This is a genomic window from Streptomyces sp. NPDC027663 (assembly GCF_055566415.1).
The window spans coordinates 73630-91949 of sequence record NZ_JBVHSK010000015.1 but is presented as its reverse complement, the minus strand read 5'-3'; the positions used below and the strand labels follow the sequence as shown (position 1 = coordinate 91949).

The window sequence follows — 18320 nt, the reverse complement described above, 5'->3', positions numbered from 1 at the left end:
GCAGTACTCGTACGGTTACGGAAACGGAAAGACCTCGGCCGTTTCTGCCGGGTCCGGACCGTCAGAGGTACGGACCTCTGACGAGAACCGTCGTCAAGTTGGCAGAAAAAATGGCCAAGAAGCGGTACGGGCAACCCCATTTCGGTCGCGTGCACGTGCATCTGCCCTTGCATCTGCTCGGCGCTTCCGAAACCATGGTGCCGCGCCACCGCTGCATCGCAACGACCGCGAATTCCCGGGAGTGCCTCGCATGGGGACGAATGGATCGACCATGCTCAAGCCGTTACGGCAGGGCCTTCCGCCGCTGGATCCCGCGGCCGTGTCCGATGCCGCCTCCTGTGCACTGCCCGCCCGCTTCGAGGCGGTGCGCGAGGCCCGGCGCTTCACCCGCGACACCCTGGACAAGTGGGACGTCGGCGACCGCTTCGATGACATATGCCTCGTCGTGTCCGAACTCGTCACCAACGCCCTGCGCCACGCGGTGCCGGCCACCGAGAGCCGCAGCGGAGAGCAGAACCCGTGCGTGCGGCTGCATCTGATGCGCTGGAGCGAGCGGCTGGTGTGTGCGGTCCGCGACCCGAGCCACGAGACCCCGGTCCCGCGGGACTCGGACGACTTCTCCGCCGAGTCGGGCCGCGGGCTGTTCCTGGTCGACTCCTTCGCCGACAGCTGGGGCTGGCATCCGCTCGCCGGCACGCTCGACGGCAAGGTGGTCTGGGCGCTGTTCCGCCTCCGGACGACCGGCTGAGCGGGGACGGCACCTACGGACGCCCGGTGTCTACGCGCGTACACCCCTCGCGTACGCCCGGTTCCCGAAGCGAGCGCCCCCGACATCGTTGCCAGCGCGGTCCCACAACGGGCGCGCCGCCCTCAGCCGGCTATCAGGTGATCGAACTCGCCGTCCTTGATCCCGAGGAGCATCGCCTCGATCTCCGCACGCGTGTAGACGAGCGCCGGCCCGTCCGGGAAACGCGAGTTGCGCACGGCGACCTCACCCCCCGGCAGCCGCGCGAACTCCACGCAGGAGCCCTGCGAGTTGCTGTGCCTGCTCTTCTGCCAGGCCACGCCGCCCAGTTGCGTGGCAGCCATGCCGTTGTACACGTCGTACCCCCCGTACACGCCGTCAACGTCGCGGTCCACAGGTCGCTCCCCGGTGGTGCACTGGCTGGTGTGGCCATAGATGCTGTAGTCAACTGACCCGGATCATAGCTCTGTTCACGTGCAGTTGCATGAGCAGATGCACGTGCACGGGGGGTGGTTCCGCGGTTACAGCTTTGGCGTCCGCTTTACCCAAGCCGTTCCAGCGCCTGCCCCAGAGCAGGCAGGACATGCGCTCTCCAGCCCCCGCCCATGATCGTGCGCGCCATCATCTGAGCCGGATCGTCCGGATCGAATCCCTCGTGCACTAGGAAGAGACGCGTACCGCGCCCTTCCTGTTCCAGGGTCCAGGTGATGGTCCAGTCGGCGGGGTTGGCCGGATCGGCATCCGCCCAGCGGAGGGACAGCATCCGCTCCGTGACGTAGGCCAGCACCTCGACCTCTACGACTCCGGAGAAACGGGAGTTGGGACGCGGGACGGAGGTCAACCGGTACCGGTGGCCGACCTGGAGCCGGAAGTCCTCGGCGCCGGGCATCTGCCAGCCGGCGAGCAGTTCGGGCTCGGTGAGGGCCCGCCAGACCTTGGCGGGCGGGTGCGGGAAGAACTGGTCGACCCGGAGGGTGGTCAGGTCGTCGGAACCGGGTTCGAGACCGTGTCCGGGGTCGGGGCTCATGGCCGGGCCGGGTTCGGGGTCGGGACTCGAGGTCGGGCCGGGTTCGGGGCCGGGACTCGGGGCCGCGTCGGGTTCGGGGCCGGGACTCGGGGCCGGGACGGGCTCGGGGTCGGGGTCGGGGGTCATGGCCGGGTCGGGTTCACGGGCGGGGCTCATGGCTGGTCATCGTCGGGCATGCGGTCGAGCAGGGCGCCGAGGCCGGTCAGCCGGTCGCGCCAGAACCGCTCGTACGGATGGAGCCAGTCCTGCACGTCGGCGAGCGGGGCCGCCTCGAGGCGGTAGATGCGCTGCCGGCCGGAGCGCTGTTCGGAGACGAGTCCGGCCTCCCGGAGCACCTTGAGGTGTTCCGAGAGACTCGGGCGGCGCATGTCGAAGTGCTCGGCCAGGGCCTGCACGGGCTGCGGGCCGCGCTCGCGCAGCAGCCGCAGCACCTCGCGGCGCGTGGCGTTGGCCAGCGCGGCGAAGACGCGGTCCTCGGCGGCGGTACCCGTCCCGTTCATGAAGCGGTCAGAAGCCTTCCTTCTCCGTCAGCAGCATCAGACCGTTGCCGTCGGGGTCCGTGAAGGAGGCCATACGCCCCCACGGGAGTTCGTCCGGCCCCTGTACCGGGATGCCGGCCGCGGCGAGCCGGGCGCAGTCCGCGTCGACGTCGGTCGTGACCAACATGATCCCCCGCGCCGAGCCGGGCTCGAAACCGCCCATGCCCGGCCCGGAGAGCGTGAAGACGGTCTGTGCGCCCGCGGGAGCCACCTGCAGCCAGCGGCCCTGGGGCATGTCCCGGTCGGCGACCGCCTCCATGCCGAGGACGTCCGTGTAGAAGCGCAGGGCGCGGTCCTGGTCGGAGACGGGAAGGGTGACGAATGAGGCATGCGTGATGGTCATGACGATGAGAATAGGTAGGGGTTCTCCTACGCGTCAATCGTAGGAGAACTCCTACCTATAGTCGTTCACCTGCTGTTGAAGGGCAGGGGGGCGGGCCCAGGCGTTCCTGACGTCCCGTGCCGGCAGTCGCTGCCGACGCTCTGCGCGCCTCGGCGTGCAGCCCGCACAAGCCCGTACAAGAACAAGTCGGCTGCGCGAGCAGGTCCACCGGGGTTTCTTGCCAGGCGTACGGAAGTCCTCCTGTAACTGCTGGTAGCTTGCGCTGCGTGCCGTCCGGCGAGGGCGGCCGGCCGCTACCGCTCGGGAGCTTCCGGTGACTACTGCGAGTGCTTCGAATGCTTCTACTGCTTCGGCTGCCGCACCGGCCACGGCCTCAGGGGCTGTTCCGGCCGCAGCGCCGGCCGGGGCTACGGGTGTGGCCCCGGGCGGGGGTTCGGGTGGCATTCCGGGTGAAGGTCGGGGTGTCATCCCGGCTGGGGTTCCGGCTGGGGCTCCCGCGACCGCCCCGGGGACTGCTGTGGTCAGGGTGCGGCGGCGGACGCGGGTGGCGGCACTGGGCGCCGGGCTGGCGGGCGTGCTGGCGCTGACGGCGTGCAGCGGCGACGGCTCCGGGGACGGGGACGGCTCCTCCCCCGCGCCGAGCGCGAGCACCCCTCCGGTCTCGTCGGCTTCCCCCTCCGCATCCGGCGGCGCGTCCGCCGTGCTCCAGGGCAGCTGGATCACCACCGCCGACGGCAAGATCGTGGCCCTGGTGATCAACGGGAAGCAGGCCGGCATCCTCGCGACCGGCGGGAGCATGTGCAGCGGGACGGCGGGCACCGAGGACGGCATGCAGATGATCCACCTGACCTGCGCCGACGGCAGCAAGGACCGGGCCACCGGCATGGTGGACTCGGTGACCGACAAGACCCTCAAGGTGACCTGGTCGGGCAAGGCCGGCCAGGAGACGTACACCAAAGCCGAGGGCGGGAAACTGCCGTCGGGGTTTCCGAGCCACCTGAAACAGTGAATCCGAGCCACCTGAAGCAGTGAATTCCCGGGAGCCGTGGGAGCGCGCCGGACGGTGACGACGGAGGGGCGGGCAGGCCGCGCACCGGCCGCTGTGGCCGGCCGGCGGGCACACCGGTCGCGGCCGCCGCTGCGGAGGGCGCGCGAGCGGGCCCCGGACGCAGGGGCCATGATGCAGGGGCACCGTCATCACGTGGACAGGGACCTGCTCATGCGCGCCATTCCGCTCACCGTCACCGCCCTCGCCGCCGCCCTGCTGCTGACCGCCTGCGACGACGGCGGGAGCAAGAACGGGGACAGCGCCGGCTCGGCCTGCGAGATCGGCGGGGTCTCGGTGCAGATCGGGTCGGCGAGCGTGGCACCGGCCGCCGGGGACACCGGCGAGATCCCCGTCAGCATCACCAACCAGAGCGCCCCCTGCACCCTGGACCACTTCCCGCACGTCTCCCTGAACAGCGGCGCCGCCGACACCGCCGTGCCCGTCCTCACGGGCGCGAAGGCGCAGCAGCTGAAGCTCGCCAAGGGCGACTCCGCGTCCTTCTCCATCAGCTACGTGCGCGGCAAGGACGGCGACAAGACCACCGTGGCGGCGAAGACCGTGAAGATCAGCCTGCCCGGCTCCGACACCACCCGCAGCTTCCCGTGGTCGTACGGCCCGGTCGCCGGCAAGGCCGACGGGAGCGGGCCGGACGCCTCCGTCAGCGCCTTCCAGCAGGTCGGAGACTGACCCTCACTCCAGCCGCGGGCGGGCTCTGACCTGCGCCCGGTCCGCTGCCCGGGCCCCCTCGGTCCAGCCCGCCGCGTCGCTGACGCCGCGCAGCCGGGTGGTGGTGGTATCCGGGAACATGCGTTCCAGCCGGCCCGTGACGGCTGTCTCGCGCGTGGCCAGCACCGGCAGCAGGTCCTGGGTCACCTGGGTCTCGGCCGCAGCGGCGAGCCGGTCGCCGACGCGGTGCGCGTACGCCGCGAGGAACGACTGCCGGAAGGTCTTGGTCCGCTTGCGGCCGCCGGCCCGCTGGGCAGCCTCCGCTGTGGTCATCGCATGCGTGGCCTGCACCAGCAGCGAGGTGTAGAGCAGTTCGACCGACTCCAGGTCCGCCTCGAAGCCGACGACCGTGGAGAAGCCGAGCGGTTCGTTCCACACCGCGCGGCAGTGGTTCGCCGTGGCCACCGCGTCCAGCAGGACCGCTTTGGCCTGTTCGTACGGCGGCTCGACCCCGATGCGGCAGGCGCCGGGCGCGTCCGGGGCGGGGGCCTCTGCGGCGAGCAGTGCCTCGTCCACGCTGTGCCGGGCCATCAGCTCCTGCGCCTTCGCACTGAGCGCCTCCGCCTCCTCCGGGTAGCTGGTCGCCTCGGCCTTGGCGAGCAGCGCGCGGATGCGGGCGAGCATGCGGGAGGCGCCGGGGCCGTGGGCGCGGCGGGGCTCGTCCTCCAAGGGCTCGAGCGCTGGCAGGCGCAGCAGCAGCCGGTACAGGTCCAGGGCGGCCGTGGCGTGCGAAAAGCGGTCGGCCGTGCGCCCGGAGTCCATGGGCAGCGCGGCCAGCTGGTCGGTCCAGCGGCGCCCGCGCGGGCGGTCCCGCCCGGCCTGGGCCCGGATCAGCGCGGCGGCCAGGCCTGCGTGCGCCTCGTCCAGCTCGCGCCGCACCAGCCGTACGACGTCGGCGGGCTGCCAGCCACGCTGCCAGGCCGTCGCGACGAAGTCCTCGCCCCGCCGCGCGAGTTCGGCGTCGGCGGCCGGATCGGCGGCGAGCAGGGAGGCGCCCGTGTCCAGGCCGGTGTCTGTGTCGTCGTAGAGGGCAGCCCGGAAGGCCCGCTCGACGGTGCTGGCATTGCTGGTCACGCCGTCGATCGTGCCATGCGGCACCGACAGCCGGGCGGCTCGTCCACAGCCTGTGGACAACTGGATCGGATGGCGGGCGGGGCAACGGCCGGACGGCGGGGCCGTCGGCCGTACAGCCGAGGGCTTTCGAGCGGAGGTGCGCCACTGTCAACCATTGGTTGACAGTGACAGGGCCGCAACCTACGGTTGACACCATGGTGACCAACCCGAACATCACGGCATCCGTACGCCTCGACGACCTCATCGAGGCGATCAAGAAGGTGCACACCGAACCCCTCGAACAGCTCGAAGACGCGGTGATCGCCGCCGATCACCTCGGTGACGTGGCCGACCATCTCATCGGGCACTTCGTCGACCAGGCCCGGCGCTCGGGAGCGTCCTGGACCGACATCGGACGGAGCATGGGCGTGACCCGGCAGGCGGCGCAGAAGCGCTTCGTGCCCAAGGAGTCCACCGACCCGGACCCCGGCCAGGGCTTCAGCCGGTACACCCCGCGCGCGCGGAACGTGGTCATGGCCGCGCACAACGAGGCGCTGGCCGCCCGCAACGCCGAGGGCCGCCCCGAGCACCTGGTCCTCGGGCTGCTGGCCGAGCCGCAGGGCCTTGCCGCGAAGGCGATCACCGGACAGGGCGTCCTGCTGGACGCCGTACGCCAGGCCGCGACCGCCGCGCTGCCGCCCGCCGCGGACGACGTCCCCGACCTCGTCCCCTACGGCCCGGAGGCCAAGAAGGCCCTGGAACTGACCTTCCGTGAGGCCCTGCGTCTCGGCCACGACCACATCGGCACCGAACACATCCTGCTGGCCCTGCTGGAGCACGAGAACGGTCGGGGCGTCCTCAGCGGTCTCGGCATCACCAAGGCGGCCACCGAGGAGTACGTCAGCAGGGTGCTGGCGATGCTGCTGGAGCAGAAGCCCGAGGCCGGCGGCGCCGAGAAGTAGCGCTCCGAGAGGCGAAACCGCAGGTCGGCGCGATTGTCAGACCCCCCTGCCACACTCGCAGTCATGACCGACCGGTGGGCGCTCGCACCGGCCGAGGACGGTGGCGTGGACGTCGCCCCCCTCGGCCCGGACGGGCTGCCCACCGGTCCGGTGCGGCGGGAGAGCGATCCCGCCGGGGCGGTCCGGAGCCGCCCGGAGGTCACGCGCTGGGTGTGGCGGTCGACCGCCGAGGTCTACCCGCGTCTGCTCGCCACGGGGGTGCGAGTGGAGCGGTGCTACGACATCGAGGACGCCGAGACACTCCTGCTGGGCCACGAGGGCCGGTACGGCGAGCCACGCTCGGCCGCCGCGGCTCTGGCCCGCCTCCGCGGCGGCCCGGTCCCACCCGACCCGCCGCAGCGCGCGGCTGCACCGGGCGCCCAGTCCCCGCTGTTCGAGCCGGCCGGCACCCGCCTGCCCCTGCCGGACCTGCTCGCGGTCTACGCCGACCAGCTGCGGCGGCACGAGAAGACCGCCCACCCCGACCGGATGCGGCTGCTGACCGCCGCCGAGTCGGCCGGGATGCTGGTGGCCGCCGAGATGAACCACGCGGGCCTGCCCTGGAGCGCCGAGGTCCACCGCGAGCTGCTGCACGGCCTGCTCGGCGAGCGGTACGCGGGCGGCGGCGAGCCGCGCCGTCTGGCCGAGCTGGCCGACGAGGTGTCCGCGGCCTTCGGCCGCCGGGTGCGGCCGGACCTGCCCGCCGACGTGATCAAGGCCTTCGCGCAGGCCGGGATCAAGGTGAAGTCGACCCGCCGCTGGGAGATCCGCTCCGTCGACCACCCGGCCGTCGAGCCCCTCCTGGAGTACAAGAAGCTGTATCGCATCTGGGTGGCCCACGGCTGGTCCTGGCTGCAGGACTGGGTGCGCGACGGCCGCTTCCGCCCCGAGTTCCTCGCCGGCGGCACGGTCACCGGGCGCTGGGTGACCAACGGCGGGGGCGCACTGCAGATCCCCAAGGTCATCCGGCGGGCCGTGGTCGCCGACCCCGGCTGGCGGCTCGTGGTGGCCGACGCCGACCAGATGGAGCCGCGCGTGCTCGCCGCGATCTCCCGCGACCCCGGCCTGATGGAGGTCGCCGGCCGCGAGAGCGACCTCTACCAGGCCGTCTCCGACCGCGCCTTCTCCGGCGACCGGAACCAGGCCAAGATCGCCGTGCTCGGCGCGGTCTACGGCCAGACCTCCGGCGACGGCCTGAAGAACCTGGCCGCGCTCCGCCGCCGTTTCCCGACGGCCGTCGCCTATGTCGACGACGCGGCCCGCGCGGGCGAGGAGGGCCGGCTGGTACGCACCTGGCTGGGCCGCACCTGCCCGCCGGCCGCCGGCGCGGGAGAGGACGCGGCGGAGGAGGCGGGCATCCCGGTCGGCGAGGACGAACCGGAGAGCCAGACCGGCTGGACCCCCGGGTACGCCTCCACGAACTCCCGCGCGCGAGGCCGTTTCGCGCGGAACTTCGTCGTACAGGGCAGCGCCGCCGACTGGGCGCTGCTGCTGCTCGCCGCGCTTCGCCGGGCGTGCGCGGAGCTGAGGGCCGAGCTGGTCTTCTTCCAGCACGACGAGGTGATCGTGCACTGCCCTGCGGAGGAGGCCGACACCGTGGCTGCGGCCATCCGTGAGTCGGCCGTCCTCGCCGGCCGGCTGACCTTCGGCGAGACACCGGTGCGGTTCCCGTTCACGACGGCGGTGGTGGAGTGCTATGCCGACGCCAAGTGAACTGCTCCGCGGGGCCTGCTCAGCACTCCACGAGCCCGCGCAGCTCTGCCAGGAGCGCCTGTTCGTCCGTGCCGTCGAGCGCCGTGAGTGCCGCCCGCCAGGCGTCGTACGCCTCCGTCCGCCGCCCCTGCGCGTGCAGCAGCAGCCCGCGCTGGTGCAGCGCCAGCCCGCCCATGTAGCGGTCGGCGCGGGCGTCGGCGCGGCGCAGCAGCTCGGCGCACTCGCCGGCCGCCCGCTCGGTCCGCCCCAGCCGGCGCAGCGCGCGGATCAGGCCGAGCCGGGTCTGGGACTCCCCGTGCCAGTCGCCGCGGCCTCCCAGGATGCGCAGGCTCTCCTCGAAGTGCCGGGCGGCGGCGGCCGGTTCGCCGAGGGCGAGCTGCGCGTAGCCGATGTTGCAGTGGGCCGAGTGCTGCACGATGACCGCGCCGATCGTGTCCCCGATCGTCAGCGAGCGCCGGTGCTGCTCGATGGCGGCGCGCGGGTCGGTGTGCTCGTAGAGGTTGCCGAGGTGGCTGTGGGTGACGGCTTCGCCGTAGGGGTCGTCCAGCAGGCGGGAGTACCCGAGGCTCTGCCGCAGCGCCTTCTCCGACTCCTCGTAGCGCCCGAGCCCCTCCAGCAGCAGCCCGCGGTTGTTCAGGCAGCGCCGGATCCGGGAGAGCGCGCCGAGCCGCCGCCAGATCGCGAGGGCACGGTCGGTGAGGACGAGGGCGTCGTTCTGCCGGCCGGTCAGGAAGTGCAGGCCCGCGAGATCACCGAGCGCGTACGCCTCGGCCTCGGGATCCCCGAGCCGCCGCGCGGCGCCGAGCGCGGCCTCCCCCAGCGCCTCCATCTCGGCGACCCGGCCGCTGCGCTGCACATATGGGAAGAGCAGGCGCACCAGCGCAGAGAGGGCGGCTGCCGTGGGCCGGTCGTCGGTGCCGTCGTTCCGTGCCACCAGGGCGACGACGTTCTCCAGTTCCACCTCGCCCCAGGCGAACGCCTCCTCGGCCGACTCGAAGGGGGCCAGGGCCGCCACGTCCGCCGCGTGCTCCGCCGGCTGCGCGGAGGTCGGCTGCTGCCGGTCGTCGTGGTCGAGCCCGGGCTCCACGACCGCCGTCAGCACCCGCTCGGCGACGGCGGCGTACCAGCGCAGGGCGGTGCGGTCGGGGGTGCCGGTGATCCGGGTGGCGGCGGGCGCCGGGTGAGAGCCGGCCAGTTCGCGGGCGAAGTCGCGGACCAGGTCGTGGGGGGCATAGCGGCCGTAGGCCGTCTCCTCGAGGAGGGCGACGTCGACCAGGCGGTCCAGGGCGGCCTCGGCACGGCGTTCGTCGGTGCCGGTGAGGCGGGCGATCAGCGGGGCGCCGTAGGTCGGCAGGTCGAGCGCGCCGATGTGGCGCAGGGCGAGGGCCGCATCCCGGTCGGCCTCGCGCTCGGCGGCGGCGAGCGCGTCATGGGCGACGGCCAGGGAACGCCGGACGCTCAGGTCGTCGTATTCCAGGTGGTGCAATCGTCCGCCGGTTTCGGCCAGTTGGCCGGCCAGGACGTCCGGGGTGAGGGCGCGGCGGGCGGCGAGCCGGGCGGCGACCACGCGCAGCGCCAGCGGCAGCCGACCGGTCAGCTCGACCAGCGCGTGGCCGGCGTCCAGGCCCTCGCGTCCGCTCACCGCGCGTAGCAGGGCCGCGCTGTCCTCGCCGGTCAGCGGAGACAACGGGAAGCGCCGGGCGCCGTCGAGCGCGGTCAGCGGCGAGCGGCTGGTGACGATCACCGCGCAGCCCGGTCCGCCCGGCAGCAGGGGCCGTACCTGAGCCGCGTTCGCAGCGTCGTCCAGCACCAGCAGGACACGGGCGGGCGCGAGCAGCGAGCGGAGCAACGCGGCGGCGGCGTCCGGGTGTTCCGGGATGTTCCGGGGCTCGGCACCCAGATCCCGCAGCAGCGCGGCGAGCGCCTGCCCGGCGGTCAGCGGGGTCATGCCAGGGGTGGCGCCGTGCAGGTTGACGTAGAGCTGCCCGTCAGTGAAACGTTCCCTCAGCTCGTGGGCGACATGCAGCGCCAAGGCGCTCTTGCCCACGCCCGCCATACCGCTGATCACAGCCACGGCGGGCCCCGGAGCGGGCGGCTCGGTCAGCGCGTGCCGCAGCGCCCGGCGCACATCGCCACGGCCGGTGAAGTGGGCCGGCGGGGCCGGGAGCTGGGCCGGCCGAGGGGTTACGGCAGACCCGTCACCGTCACGCACGGCGGCAGGAGCCGCCTCACCGCTGCCGGATCCGCCCAAGGGGCTTTCCCCCGACAGCTGTTGACCGCCACGGCCCGCCGGCGACGGAGCACGGTGCTCACCCTCCCGCCGCTGCCGTCCTTCGCCGCTCCCCCGCAGCACCTCGACATGCGCCTCGCGGACCGCCGGACCCGGTTCGATACCCAGCTCCTCCACCAGGCGGGCACGCAGATCACGGTGGACGGCGAGAGCCTCCGCCTGACGGCCGGTGCGGTGCAGGACGAGCATCAGCTGCCGGTGGTACGCCTCGCGCAGCGGATACTCGGCGACCAGGGCCGCCAGCTCGGGCACGAGCGCAGCCAGCCGTGCGCCGCCCAGGGCGAGTTCGGCGTCGTAGCGCCACTCCAGCAGGAGCAGCCGGGCCTCCTCCAGGCGCTGCACGAGGGCATAGCCGCCGAGGTCGGCGGGGAGCCCGCTGAGCGGGGTGCCGCGCCAGAGCGCGAGCGCGGCGGTGCAGGCACGGACGACGCCCGGCCAGTCCCGCCGGGCGTGCGCGCCCCGCGCCTCGGTGACCCGGGCATCGAAGACGTGCACGTCCAGCTCGCCGTGCTCGACGCGCAGCACATAGCCCGGCGGTACGGCCCTGAGCCGCTCGGGGTCGTCCAGGAGCCGGCGCAGCCGGGTGACGTGGTTGTGCAGGGAGGCCTGCGCGGAGACGGGCGGCGCCCCACCCCACAGTGCGTCCTTCAGCGACTCGACCGACACGACCCGCCCTGGCTCCAGCAGCAGTGCGGCGAGCAGGGCGCGGACCTTGGGGCTGCCGATGGCCCGGAGGCCGTTGTCGGAGGTGTCGTCGCCCGCCTGGCCGGACGAACTGCCGGGCGAGGAGCCGCCGGAGGCACCGTGGGAGGGGTTGTACGAAATTCCGTACGGTGGTCGGTCGTAGAGGACCGGCGGTCCCAGCAGTCCGAAGCGCAGCTCGCACCGCCGCATCACGCCGCTCCACTGCCTTCCCGCGCGGTCGGGGCCGACCGTGCTCCGCGGCGGGCGTGTGCCCGCCGTTGTCTGGCGGAATTCCGCCCTGTCCACAACGGATTCCCGCCACCTTCTGCCTGCCGCTCCGACGCCGGAACCGCCCGTTCTCCGGGCTGTTTCCGTTGCCGCCGGACGACTTCCGGCCAACTGGTCCGCAACCTGACGACGAACCGTTGGCCACATGTTAGCGATCCGTTGGCGAATCCTGATGTGATCATTCCATCGGATCCGGCCCTACGGCGCGCGCGTATGTCGCGTAACTCGGGGGAGTGTCGCCGCAGGCTGGGTCCGGGGACGTGCAGGGCCCCGGTCGGCGGAGGTGAACGACCGGGGCCCCGTCCCGTACCCGCGACCGTCACACGTCGTTCAGATCACCGGCGGACGCCCGAGCCGGGTGAGCCGCCACACCGTCCGCCAGCGCATCGGCCGCCGCTCACCGGCCGGTTCCCGCAGCCCCTCCGCGAATCCGCCGCACCACGCCTTCAGCCCCGCCAGGGAGCGGGTGCGGGCGAGCGTGAGGAGCATCCACACCCCGAGGTGCACCACGACGAGCGGCAGCGGCAGCCGGCGACGGACGAGCCAGACGCGGTTGCGGGCGTTGACGCGGTAGTAGATGGCGTGCCGGGCCGGTGACGTCCGGGGGTGCCGGAGCAGCAGCTCGGGCGCGTAGAGGATCCTCCAGCCGGCGTCGGCGGCCCGCCAGGCGAGGTCGATCTCCTCGTGCGCGAAGAAGAACTCGGCGGGCCAGTCCCCGGTCTCGGCCAGCATCCGCATGCGCAGCGCGTGCCCGCCGCCGAGGAACCCGGTGACGTACCCGCCGCGCATCGGATCGGACCTGCCCACCCGGGGCACGTGCCGCTGCCGGGTCTCCCCGTGTTCGTCGGCGATGCGGAAGGCGACGATGCCGAGGCGGGGATCGGCGGCGTACAGATCGCGCACGCGCCGCAGCACATCGGGGTCGACGAGCAGTCCGTCGTCGTCCAGTTCCACGACGACGTCGACGTCCCCGAACTCCCGCAGCCGGGCGAGGGCGACGTTCCGGCCGCCCGGGCAGCCGAGGTTCTCCTCCAGTTCGACGGTGGCGACCTCACCGGGCAGGGAGAGCCGGCGGGCGAACTCGGGCAGCCGGCAGCCGTTGCCGACGATCACGATGCGGGCCGGGGCGAGGTCCTGCCCGGCCACGGACTTCAGCAGGGCGTCGACCTCGTCGGGCCGGAAGCCCATGGTCACCACGGCGACGGCGACCCTCGGCTCCGCCATGTCCCTCACCCCGTCCGGCCGACGACGACACCGCACCCTGACCGCACGGCGCTCACCGTTCACCAAGATGTTGCCCCGGACCAGCGAATCCGGATGACTCCCATTCACCTTGCCGGTCCTTTGTCCCGGTTTGCCCGCGCCTTTGCCTGCGGTGCACCGGATGGGCGCGCACCGGCGGGCCGGCGGTATCCGCGATCCTGCTTGCGGCCGAGATGCGGCACATCCGGCCTCCCCACAGGATGGGAAAGTGGCCCGACCTGCCCGGACAGCTGGAGAAGACGGTGAATGCTGAACGACCCCCGCCGTCGTGGCTCTTTCCCGAAGCCCAGGCCCACGCGCCGCGAACCCTGGGCACCGAACCCTTCCTCCCGTCGGTCGACGGCTTCCGAGCGGCGTGCGAGTGCGGATTCCTGCGCGGGATCATCGAGGGAACCTCGGCCCCCGTGGTCATCCTCGACCGTCACCTGCGCTACCTCTACGTCAACCCCGCCTGGTCCCGGGTGTCGGGAGTCCCCGCCGCCGCATTCCTCGGCAGGACGCTCGGAGAGGTGCTGCCGGACGTGCAGACCCCCGACGACATCCTGATCGAGGTACTCGCCGACGGTCAGCCCCGTGAAGTGGCCCTGACCGGCACCACCCGCGTCCCCTCCCCCGTGGGGCGAAGACTCTGGCGCGCCGTCTTCCACCGACTGGAGGTGCACGGGCATGTCATCGGCGTGTGCGGGATCGCGGTCGAGGCCAGCAACCTGCGCCAGTACCTGGACGACCTGGAGGACGCCCACCAGCGGCTGGCCCTCCTGGACGCCGCGGCCACCCGTGTCGGCACCGCTCTCGACGTCGAATCCACCTGCGCCGAACTGGCCGACTTCCTCGCCCCTTCGCTCGCCGACATCGCCGCGGTCGGAATCGTCGAGCAGGAGTTCTTCGGGGCACCCCCGCCACCTCCCGGCATGGTCCGGCTGCGCAAGATGAAGCTGTCGACGCCGCCGGAACTGGAACGGCACCTGGGCGAGCTGGGCGGGACGAAACCGTACCTGGACCTGCCACGTGGTTCGGCGGCACGGCGCTGCATCGACAGCGGACGGCCCTGGCTGGGCAACAGGGCCTCGGACGAGCTGCTCCAGCGGGCCGTCGTGGATCTCGAACGCGTTCGGATCCTGCGGACGGCCGGGGTCCACTCGGTGCTCATCGTTCCCCTGCCGACAGCCGGCCGCAGCGTCGGCATCGTCATGCTGATGCGGACGGGGGCGTCCCCCGCCTTCAGCGACGACGACATCCTGACCGCGCAGGGCGTTGCCGCGCGGGCGGCCGTCTCCATCGACAGCGCCCACCGCTACAGCCACGAGCACACGATGACGCTGGAACTGCAGCGCGCTCTGCTGTCCGAACCCGACCGGCCGCACCCCACGGTCGAGGTGGCCACCCGCTATCTGCCGTCCGGCCGCAGCGCCCTCGTCGGCGGCGACTGGTACGACTCCATCGCACTCCCGGACTGCCGCACCCTGCTGGTCATGGGCGATGTGATGGGGCACGGCTTCCAGGCCGCGGTGGCCATGAGCCAGTACCGCTCGGTCCTGCGCACCGTCGCCGCCTCCGGACTCCCCGTGGACGCCATGCTCTCCGAAGCGGACCGCAGGGCCGCGCGCATCGGTCTGGACCGAGTCGCCACCTGTCTGCTCGTCCTCCTGGACATCGAGGCCGGCACCTGCACCGCGGCCACGGCCGGCCATCTGCCGCCCCTCGTCATCCGTCCCAACGGCAGCACCGGCCTCATGCACCTTCCGGCCGGCCCGCCCATCGGCACGGAACTCGGCGACTACGAGATGACAACGTTCGCATTCGAGCCGGGCTCCGTACTCCTGCTCTACACGGACGGTCTCGTGGAACAGCGGGGCGTGGACATCGACGACTCCGTCCGCGTCCTCACCACCCTGGGCCTGTCAGCCGACGACTCACTGGAGCACCTGCTCGACACCCTGCTGACCGAGCTGACCAGCGGCATGTGCGACGACGACATCGCCCTTCTCGCGGCCCGCCGCCGCCGGCAACCGACGGACACAAGAAACCCCAGGTCAGAAAGAGTCTGACCTGGGGTTTCGATGGAGCCGCTTTCGGGATTCGAACCCGAGACCTACGCATTACGAGTGCGTTGCTCTGGCCATCTGAGCTAAAGCGGCGCGCTGCCCACACCATGGTGCGATCAGCAACGTCGGTAAGTCTACACAGTTTCCGGTGGTGCTTCGTACCCGCCCCGGGCCGGGGGCTCCGGGGCGGGCGGCAGGGCTAGGAGCAGCGCTTTCCCCTCGGCGGCGGGGTGCCGTCGAGCAGGTAGGTGTTGATCGCCGTGTCGATGCAGGCGCTGCCGCGGACGTAGGCGGTGTGGCCGTCGCCGTCGTACGTCAGCAGGCGGGCCGAGGAGAGCTGGCGGGCCAGGGACTGCGCCCAGCGGTACGGCGTCGCAGGGTCGCGGGTCGTGCCGACCACCACGATCGGTGCCGCTCCCTTCGCCTCGATGCGGTGCGGCTCACCCGTCGCCCGCACCGGCCAGTACGTGCAGTTCAGCGCGGCCCAGGCCAGGCCCGGTCCGAAGACCGGGGACGCCTTCTCGAACTCGGGCAGCGCCTTCTCCACCTCCTCGGGGCCGGTGAAGGCGGGCGGCAGGTCCAGGCAGTTGACGGCGGCGTTGGCCATCATCAGGTTGCTGTAGTCACCCTTCGCGTCCCGCTCGTAGTAGCCGTCGGCGAGGGCCAGGAGAGCGGCGCCGTCGTTCTCCTTCATCGCGGAGGTCAGCGCCTCGCGCAGTTCCTGCCAGGACCCCTCGTCGTACATCGCGGCGATCACGCCGGTGGTGGCCAGCGCCTCCCCCAGTTTGCGGCCGTCCGCGTCGCCGGCCGGGACGGGATGGGCGTCCAGCTGCCGGAAGAACGCCTTCAGGTGGTCGCCGACCTGCTCCGGCGTCGTGCCCTTCCCGCCGAGCGGGCAGTCGGAGTGCCGTACGCAGTCCTTCGCGAACGCCTGGAACGCCGTCTCGAAGCCGGCGGTCTGGTCCAGGTTCAGCCTGCGGGCGTCGAGGGAGGGGTCCATCGCACCGTCCAGGACCATCCGGCCGACCCGCTCGGGGAACAGCCCGGCGTACGTCGCCCCGAGGAGCGTGCCGTACGACGCGCCGACGTAGTTCAGTTTCGGATCGCCGAGCAGCGCCCGCAGGATGTCCATGTCCCGGGCCGCCTCGGCGGTGGAGACGTGCCGCAGCAGCCGCGCCGAGTGCGCCCCGCAGCTCTCCGCGAACTTCCGGTCCGCCGCGACCAGCGCGTCCCGCTCCCGCGCATCGTCGGGGGTCGCGTCCGTCTGCGTGTACGCGTCCATCTGCCGCCCGTCGAGGCACTCGACGGGCTCACTGCGGGCGACGCCCCGCGGGTCCACGGCCACCATGTCGTACCGGGCGCGGACCTCCTCCGGGTAGCCGATGCCCGCGTACTCCTGGAGATAGCCGACCGCCGAACCGCCCGGACCACCCGGGTTGACCAGCAGCGAACCGAGCGGCTTGTCCTTCCCGGTGGCCTTCTTGCGCGCGACGGCGAGCCGGACGGAGGCGCCCTCGGGATCGGCGTAGTCCAGCGGGGCCTTCATCGTCGTGCACTGGAAGCCGGGGACACCACAATCGCGCCATTGCAGCCGCTGGCTGTAGTACGGCAACAGTCCCGAGGGCGTCGAGTGCGGCAGCGCGGCCAGCGCCGCGTCCACCGTGCCGCTCGCCGAGGTGGTGGAACTCCCGGAGGAACAGGCGGTCAGGAGCAGGGCGCCGGCCGCGAGGACGGTGGCCGTGCGGCGGGCCGTCGTCCGGAGGCGGAGGCTGCGGGTCCGGCGGGGGGATGGCCTGGTGTACATCAGGCGAGCGTAACGCTGAGCGACGAACTGGGTGCGATACGTCGACTTCTTGGCTCGTACGAGGGACATCGCCGAGAACTCCTGCCTCCCCCCATGCCGCCCCCCAAGCCTCCCCCCGCTGGTTGTCACCCCGCCCGCAGGGCCATCGTCATCGCCTCCACGGCCAGCAGCGGAGCCACATTGCGGTCCAGGGCGTCCCTGCACGCCGCGATCGCCTCGATACGGCGAAGGGTCGACTCCGGGGTGGCAGCGCGGGCCAGCCGTTCCAGGGCGTCCTCGGCATCGGCGTTGGCGAGCGCCACGCGCGTGCCGAGCTGGAGGGCGAGGACGTCACGGTAGAAGGCGGTCAGGTCCCCGAGGGCGATGTCGAGGCTGTCCCGCTGTGTACGGGTTCTGCGGCGCTTCTGCATGTCCTCGAGGTCCTTCATCACGCCCGCCGTGCCCCGCGGCAGCCGGCCGCCCTGAGCCGCGCCCAGCGCCGCCTTCAGCTCCTCCGTCTCCTTGCCGTCCATCTCCTCGGCGAGCTGCTTGGCGTCCTCGGCCGCCGCGTCGACCAGTTCCTGCGCGGCCTTGAGGCACGCGCCCACCTCGTCCAGCCGCAGCGGCAGCTTCAGCACGGCCGCACGGCGCTCCCGGGCGGCCGCATCGGTGGCCAGACGCCGGGCGCGGTCGACATGCCCCTGTGTGGCGCGGGCGGCGGCCGCGGCGACCTCGGGTTCGATGCCGTCACGGCGTACGAGCATGTCGGCGACGGCGTCCACCGACGGCGTGCTGAGGTTCAGGTGGCGGCAGCGGGAGCGGATCGTGGGCAGAACGTCCTCGATGGAAGGGGCGCACAGCAGCCAGACGGTCCGCGGGGCGGGTTCCTCCACGGCCTTCAGGACGGCGTTGGCCGACTTCTCGTTCAGCCGCTCGGCGTCCTCGACCAGGATGATCTGCCAGCGGCCGTTCGCCGGGGCGGTGAACGACTTGCGGACCGTGTCCCGCATGTCCTTGACCAGGATTTCCGCGCCCACCGCGGCGACCGTCGTGACGTCCGCATGCGTGCCGAGCAAGGCGGTGTGGCAGCCGTCGCAGAAGCCGCAGCCGGGGGTTCCGCCGAGGGCGCGGTCGGGGCTCACGCACTGCAGGGCCGCGGCGAACGCGCGCGCCGCCTGGTTCCGCCCCGCGCCGGGCGGGCCCGTGAACAGCCAGGCGTGCGTCATCTTCGACGCCTCGGGCCGCGGCGCGTCCGCCGCGGCGGCCGTGACCAGGGCGTCGGCGTCCCGCGCGGCGGCATCGAGCACCGCGCTCACCTTCTCCTGCCCGACGAGGTCGTCCCACACGGTCATGGGTCACGCCGCCCTTCCGTCACGTTCCGCATTCCGCCATCCATTGTGCGGGTGAGCACTGACATCGGGGGCGGTGGTCGGTGAGCACTGACGTCGGGGCGGTGGTCGGTGAGCGCCGACATGGGGGGCGGCGGTGGTCGGTGAGCACTGACGTCGGGCGCAGTGGCGTGGGGCGAGGAGCGGCGACGGCTCGTTCGTCGGGCGCAGTGGCGAGGGGCAAGGAGCGGCGGCGGCTCGTTCGTCGGGCGCGGCAGGGGGCAGAGGCGCGGGTGACGCCACAGCTCGGCAGCCCCCTGCAGCCTGCGGGAACGCGGTAGGCACGGCACCGACCGGCAGCGAACCGGAGCGCGGGAAGACGATGCCGGGCGGCAGCCGACGGGACGCCGGAAGACAGCACCGACCGGCACCCGGGAACGCCGG

The 18320-nt window shown here is 72.7% G+C and carries 15 protein-coding genes and 1 tRNA gene; 6 read left to right on the top strand and 10 right to left on the bottom strand.

The features are described from left to right. Positions 1 to 250: 250 nt before the first annotated feature. Positions 251 to 748, top strand: a complete 498-nt coding sequence (locus tag ACZ4SF_RS30805; protein WP_468390746.1) for an ATP-binding protein — start codon at positions 251 to 253, stop codon at positions 746 to 748. Between the two features lie 122 nt (positions 749 to 870). Here ACZ4SF_RS30805 and ACZ4SF_RS30800 read toward each other — a convergent pair whose 3' ends face one another. From ACZ4SF_RS30800 to ACZ4SF_RS30785, 4 genes are all read right to left on the bottom strand, one after another. After that, entirely contained in the window at positions 871 to 1140 is a 270-nt protein-coding gene (locus ACZ4SF_RS30800) for a DUF397 domain-containing protein (protein ID WP_468390744.1), read from the bottom strand. 146 nt (positions 1141 to 1286) lie between these two features. Continuing rightward, positions 1287 to 1772 carry an SRPBCC family protein gene (locus ACZ4SF_RS30795; protein WP_468390969.1) on the bottom strand — a complete coding sequence of 162 codons (486 nt, stop codon included), beginning with the start codon at positions 1770 to 1772 and terminating at the stop codon, positions 1287 to 1289. A 152-nt stretch (positions 1773 to 1924) separates the two neighbouring features. Then, positions 1925 to 2272: an ArsR/SmtB family transcription factor gene (locus ACZ4SF_RS30790; RefSeq protein ID WP_468390741.1), complete on the bottom strand. Its 348-nt coding sequence runs from the start codon at positions 2270 to 2272 to the stop codon at positions 1925 to 1927. 7 nt (positions 2273 to 2279) lie between these two features. Beyond that, entirely contained in the window at positions 2280 to 2654 is a 375-nt protein-coding gene (locus tag ACZ4SF_RS30785; protein ID WP_468390738.1) for a VOC family protein, read from the bottom strand. A gap of 526 nt (positions 2655 to 3180) precedes the next feature. On the opposite strand from ACZ4SF_RS30785, the gene ACZ4SF_RS30780 reads away from it, so the two are divergent. Together ACZ4SF_RS30780 and ACZ4SF_RS30775 are read left to right on the top strand one after the other, a co-directional pair. After that, positions 3181 to 3663: a hypothetical protein gene (locus ACZ4SF_RS30780; RefSeq protein ID WP_468390735.1), complete on the top strand. Its 483-nt coding sequence runs from the start codon at positions 3181 to 3183 to the stop codon at positions 3661 to 3663. 210 nt (positions 3664 to 3873) lie between these two features. Continuing rightward, complete coding sequence (locus ACZ4SF_RS30775) at positions 3874 to 4389, top strand: DUF4232 domain-containing protein (protein WP_468390966.1); 516 nt, start codon at positions 3874 to 3876, stop codon at positions 4387 to 4389. 3 nt (positions 4390 to 4392) lie between these two features. Here the strand turns inward: ACZ4SF_RS30775 and ACZ4SF_RS30770 are convergent, their stop codons facing one another. Then, the gene (locus tag ACZ4SF_RS30770) at positions 4393 to 5502 is read right to left on the bottom strand and encodes a DUF2786 domain-containing protein (RefSeq protein ID WP_468390732.1); all 1110 of its coding nucleotides are present in this window, start codon (positions 5500 to 5502) and stop codon (positions 4393 to 4395) included. A 194-nt stretch (positions 5503 to 5696) separates the two neighbouring features. On the opposite strand from ACZ4SF_RS30770, the gene ACZ4SF_RS30765 reads away from it, so the two are divergent. Then, positions 5697 to 6443 carry a Clp protease N-terminal domain-containing protein gene (locus ACZ4SF_RS30765; protein WP_468390729.1) on the top strand — a complete coding sequence of 249 codons (747 nt, stop codon included), beginning with the start codon at positions 5697 to 5699 and terminating at the stop codon, positions 6441 to 6443. A gap of 63 nt (positions 6444 to 6506) precedes the next feature. Continuing rightward, positions 6507 to 8195: a bifunctional 3'-5' exonuclease/DNA polymerase gene (locus ACZ4SF_RS30760; RefSeq protein ID WP_468390727.1), complete on the top strand. Its 1689-nt coding sequence runs from the start codon at positions 6507 to 6509 to the stop codon at positions 8193 to 8195. A 19-nt stretch (positions 8196 to 8214) separates the two neighbouring features. Here ACZ4SF_RS30760 and ACZ4SF_RS30755 read toward each other — a convergent pair whose 3' ends face one another. Both ACZ4SF_RS30755 and ACZ4SF_RS30750 read right to left on the bottom strand, forming a co-directional pair. After that, on the bottom strand, positions 8215 to 11379 hold the full coding sequence (locus ACZ4SF_RS30755; RefSeq protein ID WP_468390724.1) for an AfsR/SARP family transcriptional regulator: 3165 nt from the start codon (positions 11377 to 11379) through the stop codon (positions 8215 to 8217). 408 nt (positions 11380 to 11787) lie between these two features. After that, positions 11788 to 12681: a glycosyltransferase family 2 protein gene (locus tag ACZ4SF_RS30750; protein WP_468390721.1), complete on the bottom strand. Its 894-nt coding sequence runs from the start codon at positions 12679 to 12681 to the stop codon at positions 11788 to 11790. A 281-nt stretch (positions 12682 to 12962) separates the two neighbouring features. Between ACZ4SF_RS30750 and ACZ4SF_RS30745 the strand changes: the two genes are divergently transcribed. Next, positions 12963 to 14768: a SpoIIE family protein phosphatase gene (locus tag ACZ4SF_RS30745; protein ID WP_468390718.1), complete on the top strand. Its 1806-nt coding sequence runs from the start codon at positions 12963 to 12965 to the stop codon at positions 14766 to 14768. 13 nt (positions 14769 to 14781) lie between these two features. On the opposite strand, the gene ACZ4SF_RS30740 is transcribed toward ACZ4SF_RS30745, so the two are convergent. The 3 genes from ACZ4SF_RS30740 to ACZ4SF_RS30730 form a co-directional block, all read right to left on the bottom strand. Next, positions 14782 to 14858, bottom strand: a tRNA-Thr gene (locus tag ACZ4SF_RS30740). A 106-nt stretch (positions 14859 to 14964) separates the two neighbouring features. After that, complete coding sequence (locus ACZ4SF_RS30735; protein WP_468390963.1) at positions 14965 to 16569, bottom strand: alpha/beta hydrolase; 1605 nt, start codon at positions 16567 to 16569, stop codon at positions 14965 to 14967. 125 nt (positions 16570 to 16694) lie between these two features. Then, positions 16695 to 17900, bottom strand: coding sequence for a DNA polymerase III subunit delta' (locus ACZ4SF_RS30730; protein ID WP_468390715.1), 1206 nt, complete (start codon positions 17898 to 17900; stop codon positions 16695 to 16697). Between the last annotated feature and the right edge of the window lie 420 nt (positions 17901 to 18320).